The organism is Secundilactobacillus mixtipabuli (assembly GCF_002217925.1).
In the GTDB taxonomy this organism is placed as follows: domain Bacteria; phylum Bacillota; class Bacilli; order Lactobacillales; family Lactobacillaceae; genus Secundilactobacillus; species Secundilactobacillus mixtipabuli.
In genome coordinates this window covers 57693-69935 of the sequence record NZ_BCMF01000007.1, presented here as the reverse complement: position 1 = coordinate 69935, position 12243 = coordinate 57693, and the positions used below count along the sequence as shown (strand labels likewise).

Sequence of the window (12243 nt, the reverse complement as noted above, 5' to 3'; positions counted from 1 at the left end):
AAAAAACGACATTATCCTTTACTTACAAAAAGTAAGCTGTTATACTGAGTCTATTAAATAAATGACTGACACATATTGGAGGATTTCAATCACATGAAAGAACAATTACTAAATTTAGCAAAACAACGCCGCTCAATCTACGCTTTAGGTCGTAACGTTACCGTTAGTGAAGACGACATTGCAACGTTGATCACGCAAACGATTAAATGGGTACCAACCACTTTCAACAACCAGTCTACTCGTGCTGTTATTCTGTTTGGCGAAAACCACGAAAAACTCTGGGACATCGTTGGCAAACGATTGAAGTCAGAAGTTCCAACTGAAGAAGCTTACCAACGGACTTTACAAAAAATCAACGCTTTCAAATCAGCATTCGGTACGGTCATGTTCTTTACTGATATGGACGTTGTTCATGATTCAGAAAACAACTTTGCCCTATACGCTGACAACTTTGCTGACTGGGCCGAACAAGGTCAGGGGATTGCACAATTTGCCGTTTGGACTGCGTTAGCAGAAAACGGTTTGGGCGCTAACTTACAACATTACAACCCACTGATCGATGACGAAGTTAGAAAAGCTTTTGATATTCCTGAAAGCTGGAAACTTCGTGCTGAAATGGACTTTGGTTCAATTGAAGCACCAGCTGGCGAGAAGCAATTCATGGCTGATGAAGACCGCTTTAAGGTTCTAAAGTAAAACTAATGAAAAAAATTCCCTTACAAAAATGTAAGGGAATTTTTTTGGCTTTTAAACTAATTTAGTCCAAATTAAATGTTTTCATAACTTTTCAAAAAATTCTAGGTTAATATTGAAAACGATAGTATGCTAGAATTACGCTATAGAAGTAAAATTGATTTCAGGGGTGTGGCAATCATAATGAACAAAAAAATTGCAATCATTGGTGGTGGCATTGTTGGTGCAAGTGCTGCTTATTATTTAAGCAGTCTGCCTGGTGGCGATCAGTTCAACGTCACGTTGTTTGACGCTGGTGCTGGTCAAGCAACCAAAGCAGCCGCAGGAATCATTTCACCGTGGTTATCAAAAAGACGTAATCAACAGTGGTATCAGCTCGCTAAAGACGGTGCAACCACGCTAATGACGCTGGCTCGCCGCGCGAACCTTTCAACTGACATTTATCATCAAACGGGGACCATCATCACTCGAACAAATGAAAAGGATCTTCATGACCTGTTTATTTTAGCTCAGGAAAGACGCCAAGACGCGCCAGATATGGGGACTGTTGAACGATTAACTGCAGCTGAAGTAAAGGAACGGATTCCATTGCTGACTAACCCGCAACCCGGTATTTACATTAGTGGTGGTGCTAGGATCGATGGTGAAGCCCTTGTGACGACCCTGCTCGATCAAGCCCAGCAGGTTAACTTAACGGTTAAACGTGGAAAAGTCAGCCTTGATAATCAGGGCAATCTCATCACCGCAACCGGTCAGCAGCGCTTTGATGAAATCATCATTGCGGCAGGGCCATGGTTAAACGAACTCGTTGAACCGCTTGGCATCAAAGTGGCCGTCCGTCCACAAAAAGGGCAGCTGATTGAATTAGCTGTACCTGATTATGGCTCACAGGAAAACATGCCCGTCCTCATGCCGGAAGGCGAACGGGATTTCATTCCGTTTGGACACGGTAAATTGATCGTTGGCGCAACGCATGATGATGAAGCCGGCTTTAATTTAACCGCAACGCCGGCGGCCACTCAAGATTTACTGAATAGTGCCCGCCAGTTCGCTGATTATCTGACTGAGGGCGATATCACCAGGACTAAGGTTGGCACCCGTGCTTACACGCCAGACTTTGCTCCCTTCTTTGGTCGCTTAAAGGGCCATCCTAAACTATTGGTTGCCGGTGGCTTGGGTGCTTCTGGATTAACGACTGGGCCGTTAATCGGCCGGCTGTTAGCTGGTACAATCATTTACGGTGGCACGCCAGACTGGTCAAATTACGAAAAGCCGCTCACTAACTACTTTAGCTAGTCGTTTTCATGCAATGCCTGCTGAGCAAGGTTGTGGGCGCCCTGGTTCTGCTTTTCAGGCAGCCATTGGGTGATGACCAAATTAAATTCGGCCTGTTTAGCTAGTAATTGATCGACTAACGCTTGATAATGTTTGGCGTAACGCTTTTCGACACTTTCGGCTACAATTTTGGAGTCAGTAAAGTATTGAACGGTAATGGTCTTGGCTGCTCCGTTGAGAAGTTTCAGCAGCGCGTCGAAGCCTGCCAGGGCGGCGTGAAATTCTGCGTAATGATTATCACTATCGGGCAGACTAGCATGCAGCTGTTGCTGTTTTCCAGCGTGAACAATCAGAATCCCAGCGGCACTATGCTGCGTATCGTTATTCGTTGCTGCATCTGTGTATAAGGTATACATGGAATCAAGCCTTTCGAAATGGGGTATTTCTATCATAAATCAAAAACGAAAATTTTTATATCAGCCAGCACCGTTAAGCAGTATTATTTTATGGAGCTGGACGTTTTGCATTCTCTTTCTAGGCCTGATTATCGGCTTAGAAGTTTCGGCCAAGTGGCAATGGATTGCCTATCTCCTCGGCATTATCTTCCTAGTCTTAACTTGGGCGCAGGTTCACTTTCGCCACGTTTATCTTGATAATGGCACGATTCGAGTCAGTCGGGTCATGAATCATCATTGGGTTCACATTCGGCTCAAGGATGTTCATGAAGTCCATGTTTCAAAATACCGCTTGGGCTTTATTTACGGTGGCAAAATTTATCAATTTATAATGCCATTGAATTCAATCATCGAACTGAGTAATATCATTGGTGAAACCAAAAAAGAACCGGTTAAATAAATTGGAGGCTGTTAATATTGAACGATATTGAGATTTCACAAGCTGCTAAAGAGGCGCCAATTACCGAAATCGCTGCAAAGCTTGGTCTTTCTGCTGATCAGATTGAACCTTACGGCGCGGTAAAAGCAAAAATCAAGCTACCCGTTAAGGGCAATATTGACCATTCTAAGCTCATTTTAGTCACGTCGATCAACCCGACGCCAGCAGGAGAAGGTAAATCAACGGTCACGGTTGGCTTAGGAGATGCTCTAAAACGGCAGGGTAAAAAAGTCGCTATCGCTTTAAGAGAGCCATCTTTAGGCCCCGTCATGGGGATGAAAGGCGGCGCTACCGGTGGCGGTTACGCTCAAGTCGTCCCAATGGAAGATATCAACCTCCACTTTACGGGTGACATGCACGCCTTGACCGAGGCTCATGACACGTTAGCAGCACTGATCGATAATCATATTCAACAGGGCAATGAGTTAAACATCGATCCGCGTCAGATTATCTGGAAACGAGTATTAGACATTAACGACCGTGCGTTGCGGCAAACGGTGATTGGCCTTGGTGGTCGCACCTCAGGCGTTCCGCGTCAAGATGGTTTTGATATCACCGTTGCCAGTGAATTAATGGCTATTCTTTGCCTCAGCAAGGACTTGGCTGACTTGAAGGCCCGAATTAACCGAATCGTCATTGGCTATAATTACGATAAACAGCCCGTTACAGTGGCTGACTTAAAGGTTGGTGGCGCCATTACTTTACTGTTGAAAGATGCCATCAAGCCTAATCTAGTTCAAACTTTGGAACGCACGCCGGCGATTATTCACGGTGGCCCATTTGCCAACATTGCGCACGGCTGCAACTCCGTTTTAGCAACTCAAACTGCACTCAAGTTAGCCGATTACGTGGTCACAGAAGCCGGTTTTGGTGCTGATCTCGGTGGCGAAAAGTTCATGGACATCAAGACCCCTGTTTTAGGTAAAACACCGGATGCAGTCGTGATTGTTGCCACTGTCCGAGCTTTAAAGTATAACGGTGGTGTTGATAAAAACGAGTTGGAAACTGAAAATCTAGAAGCTTTAGCGGCTGGTTCAGTGAATTTGAAACGGCACGTGGAAAGCATGCAGCAGTATGGCGTGCCGGTAGTCGTTGCCGTGAACCGGTTCACCTCAGATACAGACGCTGAGATCAATCAATTATTAGGCTACATTAAAGCCGAACTTCATGTACCGGCCTATGACACAACGGTCTGGGCAAATGGCGGTGGCGGGGCACTGGATCTTGCAGACGCCGTGGTTGATGCAACTAACCAGTCAAGCACTTTCAAGCCGCTCTATCAGTCAGATGATGACGTGGTCAGCAAAATGACGACCATCGTTAAGAAAATTTATGGTGGACAAGACGTGATCCTTGAACCAAAGGCCAAACGTCAGTTAAAGCGCTACGCTAAATATGGCTGGGATAAATTGCCCGTCTGCATGGCTAAAACGCAGTATTCATTGTCAGATAACGCCAAATCACTTGGTGCACCAACTGGTTTTACGATTCACGTTCGCGAGTTTGTGCCTAAATTAGGTGCCGGGTTCCTCGTCGCAATGACGGGTAACGTTTTAACGATGCCGGGGTTACCTAAACATCCAGCAGCCTTGAACATGGATATTGATGCAGATGGTAAAATTACAGGACTCTTCTAAAAGTTTAAACAAAGCGGATTGATAAGAATTAAGCTTATCGGCCGCTTTTTTGATATAATGGGAGTTACTTGAGTAAGCGAACACACATCACACAATAAAGGAAGTTGCCAACTTGTTAATTGGGCTAAGTACAGCATTTATTATCTTATTATTTTTCATTGATCAGTGGATTAAACACATGGTGGTGGCGACGATTGCGTTGGGTGGGTCGCACACGGTAATCCCCGGCATTCTCTCTTTGACTTACATCCGAAACGACGGTGCTGCATGGAGTATGTTAGCTGGTCAACAATGGTTTTTTCTAGTGATTTCAGTAGCTGCTTTGCTTGTGATGGGCTGGTTTTTAATTCGCTATCGGCATAACTGGCAGTATGAGTTTGGCCTAGCCTTTATGATTGCCGGCACCCTGGGTAATTTTTACGATCGAATCGTGAACGGTTTTGTGGTTGACATGTTCCAACTGGACTTTATTAACTTCCCAATTTTTAACTTTGCGGATAGCTGTTTAACCATCGGTGTTATCTGGATCATGATCGTGTTATTTCTGGAAGATAAATCGGAGGGCTCCCATGTCTAGAAAAAAACAGTTAGAGATTACGGATCAAACCGGCCGGCTGGATAAGGTTCTAAGCGACATGATGCCGGACGAAAGCCGCTCGCAGCTAAAACAAGCTATCGAGGAAGACCGGGTATTGGTCAACGCTAAAGTTGAGAAACCGAAGTATCAGGTTCAAGCAGGCGATCAAATCGAAGTCACCATTCCGGATCCCGTTGCCTTAGACCTGGAACCGGAAAACATTCCGTTAGATATTGTTTATGAAGACGATGACGTGATTGTCGTCAATAAGCCAGCAGGAATGGTGGTTCACCCCTCACCAGGGCATCCTGACCATACGCTAGTCAACGCGTTGCTTTACCACTCACCATTATCAACCATCAACGGCACATACCGTCCTGGAATCGTGCACCGAATTGATAAAGATACCTCTGGTCTCCTCATGGTGGCCAAAAATAATCATGCCCACCAGTCGCTGGCACAGCAGTTAAAAGATAAAACGAACCTCAGAGAGTACATTGCCTTGGTTCATGGTGTTATCAAACAAGATGAGGGTGTCATCGATGCGCCAATCGGCCGTTCACCCAAAGATCGCAAGCGTCAGGCTATCGTCGCTGATGGCAGGCATGCCGTTACCCATTACAAAGTCCTTGAGCGCTATTTAAATTACACATTGATCTCTTGCTGGCTGGAAACGGGCCGAACCCACCAGATCCGGGTACACATGAAATCAATCGGCCATCCTTTAGCCGGTGATCCGCTTTATGGTCCTCGAAAAACCATTGCGGGTTCGGGTCAATTTCTTCACGCAAAAAAATTGGGGTTCAGACACCCCGTCACCGGTAAGCAGCTGGTGTTCGAAGCACCGTTACCGCAAGATTTTCAACGGGTGATCAACCGGCTGAGAGAACAAACGCCGGGTTTAAAATAAAATCGCTTGCAAGTCGATAAATTCCAGCATATGGTAAAGTTATAGCATTTATTTGAGATAAATTGATTACAAAATAGGAGGCCACTTATGGCAAAAGTAGTTGTAGACGCGATGGCAATGCAGCGGGCATTGACACGAATTACTTATGAAATTATTGAACACAATAAAGGGATCGACGGCCTTGTGATTCTTGGGATTAAAACCCGTGGCGTATATCTGGCGCAGCGTATTGCTAGCCGATTGAAACAACTAGAAAATGCAACGGTGCCGGTAGGTGAATTAGATGTCACTCAGTATCGCGATGATATTGAACACGATAGTCAAGACTCTGATCCAAAGGTGACGGTTTCAAAAATTGATTTTCCAGTCACTGATAAGAAAGTGATCCTAGTTGATGATGTGCTGTACACCGGCCGGACGATTCGCGCTGCTATGAGTGCCATTATGGATCTTGGTCGGCCAAAACAGATTAACCTAGCCGTCTTAGTTGATCGGGGCCACCGTGAATTACCAATCCGCGCCGACTTTGTTGGCAAAAACATTCCTAGTTCGCAACAGGAACGGATTAAGGTATCCGTGAGTGAAATTGACGGTCATGATAGCGTCGAAATCATCGAGCGATAGTTCAGTAATCAGGATTGGAATGATGTAAATGGCACAACGCTTTTTAATATTGGAAGATGGTTCGATATACCCAGGCGAAGGTTTTGGTGCTGGTGCAACCACCACTGGCGAAATCGTCTTTAACACCAGTATGCTGGGCTATCAAGAGATCGTGACCAACCAAATCTATCACAATCAGATTATTGTTTTTTCCCAACCGATCGTTGGTAGCATTGGGATTGCTCACGATGCTTACGAATCCATTTTGCCGACCGCAAAGGGAATGGTTGTCCGCGACGTCACCGACATTTCCAAAAACCGGCAACGGTCGCTATCACTGGACCAATTTTTAAAGCAGCATAATATTCCAGGTATCAGCGGCATCGATACCCGGCATTTGATTCGTCAAATTAACCAAACGGGGACCATTAAGGGCAGTATTGTGGATGTGGCAGACGACCACGCGTTTGATCAGCTACACGCAACGGTCCTGACTAATCAGCAAGTGGCACAAGTGGCGACACCGAGACCTTATTCAAACCCTAACCAGGGATATAACGTGGTTGTCATTGATTTTGGTCTCAAACACGGGATTCTGCGCCAATTGTCTAAGCGTGACTGCAACGTAACCGTTTTGCCTTGGACAGCCAGTGCACAAGACATTATTAACTTGGATCCGGACGGTGTCTTGTTATCAACCGGTCCTGGATCACCGCTTGATTTACCAGAAAGCGTCCTGGAAATGATTCAGACTATTCAGGAACGGATTCCGCTATTTGCCATTGGTCTTGGTCATGAGTTATTTGCCTTGGCTAACGGTTCTGAAGTCACCAAACTGAAATTATCCCACCATGGTGCTAATCACCCGATTCGAAAGGTAATTACAAACGAGATCATTTACGCCATGGAAAGTCAAGAATACGTTGTGGACCCCGATTCCGTTAACCGTGACCGTCTGATCACCACTTATCTGGATTTGATCGACGGGTCGATTCAGGGGTTACGGCACCGAGACTACCCAGCGTTTTCGGTCCAATTTTTCCCCGATGGTGCACCAGGTCCTAACGATTCGGTGGACCTATTTGATGAATTTATAGAAATCATGGGCACACGGGAGTGACGAGATGGATACTGAAATCAAAAAAATACTCATAATCGGTGGTGGCCCAACTGAAATTGGTCATGAAACCGAATTGGACGCTGCCTGTGTTCAGGTAATCCAGGCATTTAAAAAACAGGGCATTCGCTCACTTTTAATTGACAATAATCCGTTTTCGGCTGCTCTGGAAAACGTTCAGGCAAGTAATATGTTTATTCAAGCCGTTACTGCTGATAACGTGCAGCGAATCATTGAAAAGGAACATCCAGACGCTATCTTGCCTACTGTTGGTGGTGTAACCGCCATCAGTGTCGTTCAAGAATTGCAGGAAAATGGCGTTTTGGCTGACAATAGCGTCAGAACTTTGGGCATTCCAGCTGACGCAGTGATGGATATTAATAATCCTGACCGACTTAACGGCGTCATGCGTAACGTTGGTGTCCCCGTGATTGCTTCTGAAACAGTCGGTACTTTAGACGAAGCCATTAACGTCGCCAACAGGATCGGTTATCCCGTCATTGTGAAGCCAATTGCACCACGAATCGACACCAACCGAGTACTGTGCGAAAACGAAACTGAAATGATCAGCGCTGTGTCCCGGGGCTTTAGCTGGTCACGGTTCAAACAATGCGTCATTGAACAAAGTATCGTTGGCTACAAAGAAATTGAGTTGGTCTCAATGCGTGATGTTATGGGAACCCAAGTCTTAATTGCTGGCCTAGAAAACATTGACCCCATTGGGATTCACTCTGGTGATTCCATGGTGGTCACACCCACACTGACACTAAGCAACAGCGAGTATGAAGCACTTCGAGACACCGCTTTTGCGATCAATAATCAATTTCAATTTACCGGCGTGGTGCATACGCATTTTGCGTTACGTGCTGATGACAACCGCTACTATGTGACTAAAGTCACGCCGTATAATGATCGCGGCACATCACTGGTGGCCAGTGCAACTGGTTATCCGATTGCCTTTGTCGCTGCTAATTTATACTTAAACCAAAAATTAACGGATGTTCGCTTACCTGAAATTTACCACTTTAAACAGACAGCTTTGCTGGAGCCAACTTTAGATCACGTCGTCATCAGAATTCCAATTTGGCCCTTTGAGGACGTCAAAAACGCCGATCAGCATTTGGGCACGATCATGAAATCGGTAGGATCAACGATTGGAATTGGGCGAAGTACGGAAGAAGCCATTTTAAAGGCTTTACGTTCTTCACAGTTTAGTCCACAAGATGAATTGCCTTCAATGAGCAACCTAACTGATTCACAAATCATTTCACAGCTGATTCATCCGCTGTCTAGCAGAATCTTAGTCCTATTGGAAGCCTTAAGGCGAGGCTATCAGGTTGACGAATTAAGTGAGTTGACTAAAATCGATCAGTTTTACTTCGTCAAATTAAAGCACATTCTTAAAATTGAAGAAACGGTCAAAGCACATCCAATGGACGTTGATACGTTACACATAGGCCGGTATTACGGTTTCGGTGACGGCATGATCGCCAGGATGTGGGGTGTTGATATTGAAACGGTCCGCAACCTTGGTCACAACCATCACATTTTACCAACGTACAAGGGAATCGAACCCTCAGGTGGAGAGTTGCTGAACTCGCCAACCGCTTTTTACAGTACTTTTGAACTTGAAAATGAAAGTCAGCAACTATCGGATAAAACGATCCTCGTTTTAGGGCGGGGCGGCAACCAATTGGGACCGAATGCTTCAGCTGACTATTTCACCACTGAAATGCTGAAACAATTACGGAAATCTGGTTACCAGACGGTCATTATGAATACCAATCCCAACGCGGGTTCTTTAACGGCCACTTTGTCTGATAAGCAGATCATCGATCCCGTGCAGCTTGGCGACATTATGAATGTGATTGCCATTGAACATCCGGTCAAAATTTTCGTACCGGGCAACCGGCATTACTTAACTCGTGAGTTGCGCCGTCGCAACTACTCAATTTCCGTTTTACCGCCTGATCAGGAAAAACGAAGTGAATTAATGACGAATCACGCTAACATTGGTCTTGATCTGTTTGTGACTGAAGATCATATTGTGCCAATTTTAGCCAGTGATCTGCGTTCAGACCAGGGGATTGCAACAACTTTAGATCAAATTACCTTGATGCGTTCACCAGCCACGCTGACTGACCATCAATTAGATACGATCATCAAACATGCGCAAGAATACCTTGGCGCACACAAACGAACTGGTTTAGTTCAAATGCTGTATACAACTAATGGTAACCAAGCGCCTCAATTTACGGGGGTGCGGCCAACTCGGCTAACGACCATTGCTTACCTCAATAAGGTCACCGGTATTAATTGGGTACGGATGTTAGTTCGGCAAGCATTGGGCGAAATCGATGAAGATTTAATTGCTCAGTTGGATGTCGACATTCATTCTGATCGCCGCTCGCAAGTTCGGGGCACCTTCCCATTCAAACAATTGCAACTACCAGACCAATTAGGCCTGACAACTCAAGAAGTGGGTGCCAGAATTAGCTTTGAAACACTCTAGCGAAATAGCAAAAGGGGTCGTGCCATAAGTCTATATGGACAAATATTTCAATCAATTTTTTAATTAAAAATTGTTAGGATCATCCTTTGGTTCGATACTTCAATATAGCCTAATCATGCGTCAAAACTCAGATTCCGGCCATTTAACGCAAAATAGGCCTACCCCGACAAAGTTCGCCGGGATAGGCCTATTTTAGTTAAATTCTGGAATCTACCGAGTTTTTCTGCACACTCTTTTAATGATTACTCAATTTTTCAACAAATTCACGATCAGGTGTCACAAACAACGTTTTTTGCCCCTCATAAATGACATAACCGGGTTTGGTTCCATTAGGTTTACGAATCTTTTTGACTTGAACGTAATCAACGGGTACTGAGCTAGATTGCCGAGCTTTAGAATAATAAGCCGCAATCGTCGCAGCTTCCAATAAGGTTTGGTCAGAAGGCGCAGCATCGTGAATAATCACGTGAGAACCTGGCATGTTCTTAACGTGCAGCCAGATATCGGTCTTAGCGGCGCTGTGCAAAGTTAGTTTTTCGTTTTGCAAATTATTTTTACCCACTTCAATTGTCGTGCCGTCACTAGCAGTGAAGATTTCTGGCTTGGAGACCTGCCGACGCTTCTTCTTACCGCTGCGCTGGTTGTGCTCATGATCTCGCAAATAGCCACCCTGCTGTAATTCAGCCTTAATATCGGCAAGATCTTTGGGCGCAGCCAGTTCAATCTGTGAGCTGATGTTATCCAAGTAGTCAATTTCAGCGTTTGTTTTGGCCATTTGGTCGTTGACGTAACTCACTGAGGCTTTTAGTTTATTATACTTTTTGAAGTATTTTTGGGCGTTTTGAGAAGGGCTGATTTGATTAGACAGCGCAATCTTCAAAGGTTTCTCATCGTTATAGAAATTGGGCAGGGTAATACTGGTCATCCCGCGAGTCACCTGCGCCAGATACGTCGTCAATAACTCACCCTTGACCCGGTACTCATCCGCGTCGTCTGCTGATTTCAGCGTTGACTGCAGTTTCTTGAGTTTTGTCCGATTCTTTTTGAGCTCGTTGCGAACCACATGGATCAAAGTACTGCCTTGCTGCTGGACTCGATCACGTTCAGCGCGGTCTTGGTAGTAAAAATCCAACATGGCACTTAAACTATCAAAGCTTTTACTGGTGACGTGCTCTTGACCATATGGGAACGCATTAAAGCCCGTTTTACCCTTATCATTGGTCACTAACACTGGTTCGGGCTGATCGAAGCGTTTAAAGAAGGCGGTAAAGTTAGCAACCGGTTCACCTGTTTGGTGTAAAGCCTTAGCTAAACCAAGTGCTGTATCCTGACCCAGTCCTTGATACGTATGCCGCAATTCCTGCGCCAAAACATCTTCATTAGGGTAATCGCGGACTAATTCGACCACAGCTTGAGCGGCAGCCGTTTCAAACGGATTGATTAAGTCCTGAGCCGGCGGATTAATGTAATGGCCGCCTGGCAACAATGTTCGGTAACGGTTCTGGTCGGAGCCTACGTGTTTAATCGTATCCAAAATGGTGCTCGACGCAAGATCAATCAGAATCACGTTACTGTGACGCGCCATAATTTCGATGATTAACCGAAGTGTCACTTGATCGCCCAGTTCATTACGACTGGTAAAGTCTAAGTGGACCACGCGGTCATTAGCCGTCTGACTAACACCGGTTAAAATTGCACCACTCAAGTATTTACGCATCATCATAGTAAATTTGGTGGGCGTTACTGGATTGACATAGGGGATATCAGTAATTTGAATTCGGGCAAAAGTAGGGTTTGCTGATAACAATAATGGCAGACTCTTGCGGTTCGCCCGGACAGTTAAGATCACCTCATTATTGTATGGCTGGTTAATCTTCGAGACACGGCCGCCAACAAGCTGCCGGCTTAATTCGCCAACCATTGCGTGGGTGAATGCACCATCAAATGACATGGTCTCACTTCCTTCGTTCGTATTTTCGCACGGGTACTAGTATAACGGTGTTGATAACCTTAGTAAAGCAGATT

The 12243-nt window shown here is 45.2% G+C and carries 11 protein-coding genes; 9 read left to right on the top strand and 2 right to left on the bottom strand.

The window, feature by feature from the left end; translation table 11 throughout:
• The first annotated feature begins 93 nt into the window (after positions 1-93).
• Positions 94-696, top strand: a complete 603-nt coding sequence (locus IWT5_RS08005) for a nitroreductase family protein (protein ID WP_089109442.1) — start codon at positions 94-96, stop codon at positions 694-696.
• Between the two features lie 180 nt (positions 697-876).
• Positions 877-1989 carry an NAD(P)/FAD-dependent oxidoreductase gene (locus IWT5_RS08000; protein ID WP_089109441.1) on the top strand — a complete coding sequence of 371 codons (1113 nt, stop codon included), beginning with the start codon at positions 877-879 and terminating at the stop codon, positions 1987-1989.
• On the opposite strand, the gene IWT5_RS07995 is transcribed toward IWT5_RS08000, so the two are convergent.
• On the bottom strand, positions 1986-2384 hold the full coding sequence (locus tag IWT5_RS07995) for a ribonuclease HI family protein (protein WP_089109440.1): 399 nt from the start codon (positions 2382-2384) through the stop codon (positions 1986-1988). The two genes, IWT5_RS08000 and IWT5_RS07995, sit on opposite strands and share 4 nt — an antisense overlap.
• Here IWT5_RS07995 and IWT5_RS07990 point away from each other — a divergent pair.
• The 7 genes from IWT5_RS07990 (at position 2383) to IWT5_RS07960 (ending at position 10218) form a co-directional block, all read left to right on the top strand.
• Positions 2383-2823 carry an EbsA family protein gene (locus tag IWT5_RS07990; protein WP_089109439.1) on the top strand — a complete coding sequence of 147 codons (441 nt, stop codon included), beginning with the start codon at positions 2383-2385 and terminating at the stop codon, positions 2821-2823. The genes IWT5_RS07995 and IWT5_RS07990 overlap by 2 nt on opposite strands.
• A gap of 17 nt (positions 2824-2840) precedes the next feature.
• On the top strand, positions 2841-4499 hold the full coding sequence (locus IWT5_RS07985; RefSeq protein WP_089109438.1) for a formate--tetrahydrofolate ligase: 1659 nt from the start codon (positions 2841-2843) through the stop codon (positions 4497-4499).
• Positions 4500-4611: 112 nt separating this feature from the next.
• A complete protein-coding gene (gene lspA, locus IWT5_RS07980; RefSeq protein ID WP_089109437.1) occupies positions 4612-5076 on the top strand; it encodes a signal peptidase II in 465 nt (154 codons plus the stop codon).
• Positions 5069-5986 carry an RluA family pseudouridine synthase gene (locus IWT5_RS07975; RefSeq protein WP_089109436.1) on the top strand — a complete coding sequence of 306 codons (918 nt, stop codon included), beginning with the start codon at positions 5069-5071 and terminating at the stop codon, positions 5984-5986. The genes lspA and IWT5_RS07975 overlap by 8 nt, the downstream gene beginning before the upstream one ends.
• A gap of 87 nt (positions 5987-6073) precedes the next feature.
• Entirely contained in the window at positions 6074-6610 is a 537-nt protein-coding gene (gene pyrR / locus IWT5_RS07970; protein WP_089109435.1) for a bifunctional pyr operon transcriptional regulator/uracil phosphoribosyltransferase PyrR, read from the top strand.
• Positions 6611-6638: 28 nt separating this feature from the next.
• Complete coding sequence (locus IWT5_RS07965; RefSeq protein WP_089109434.1) at positions 6639-7709, top strand: carbamoyl phosphate synthase small subunit; 1071 nt, start codon at positions 6639-6641, stop codon at positions 7707-7709.
• 4 nt (positions 7710-7713) lie between these two features.
• Entirely contained in the window at positions 7714-10218 is a 2505-nt protein-coding gene (locus tag IWT5_RS07960) for a carbamoyl phosphate synthase preATP-grasp domain-containing protein (protein WP_089109433.1), read from the top strand.
• 235 nt (positions 10219-10453) lie between these two features.
• Here IWT5_RS07960 and IWT5_RS07955 read toward each other — a convergent pair whose 3' ends face one another.
• On the bottom strand, positions 10454-12169 hold the full coding sequence (locus tag IWT5_RS07955) for an NFACT RNA binding domain-containing protein (protein ID WP_089109432.1): 1716 nt from the start codon (positions 12167-12169) through the stop codon (positions 10454-10456).
• Positions 12170-12243 lie beyond the last annotated feature (74 nt).

Bases quoted from the DNA above. Each gene is read 5' to 3' on its own strand.
- IWT5_RS07960 (WP_089109433.1), top strand. From the start codon at position 7,714: ATGGATACTGAAATCAAAAAAATACTCATAATCGGTGGTGGCCCAACT.
- IWT5_RS08005 (WP_089109442.1), top strand. From the start codon at position 94: ATGAAAGAACAATTACTAAATTTAGCAAAACAACGCCGCTCAATCTAC.
- IWT5_RS07975 (WP_089109436.1), top strand. From the start codon at position 5,069: ATGTCTAGAAAAAAACAGTTAGAGATTACGGATCAAACCGGCCGGCTG.
- IWT5_RS07965 (WP_089109434.1), top strand. From the start codon at position 6,639: ATGGCACAACGCTTTTTAATATTGGAAGATGGTTCGATATACCCAGGC.
- IWT5_RS07990 (WP_089109439.1), top strand. From the start codon at position 2,383: ATGGAATCAAGCCTTTCGAAATGGGGTATTTCTATCATAAATCAAAAA.
- IWT5_RS08000 (WP_089109441.1), top strand. From the start codon at position 877: ATGAACAAAAAAATTGCAATCATTGGTGGTGGCATTGTTGGTGCAAGT.
- pyrR (WP_089109435.1), top strand. From the start codon at position 6,074: ATGGCAAAAGTAGTTGTAGACGCGATGGCAATGCAGCGGGCATTGACA.
- IWT5_RS07955 (WP_089109432.1), bottom strand. From the start codon at position 12,169: ATGTCATTTGATGGTGCATTCACCCACGCAATGGTTGGCGAATTAAGC.
- IWT5_RS07995 (WP_089109440.1), bottom strand. From the start codon at position 2,384: ATGTATACCTTATACACAGATGCAGCAACGAATAACGATACGCAGCAT.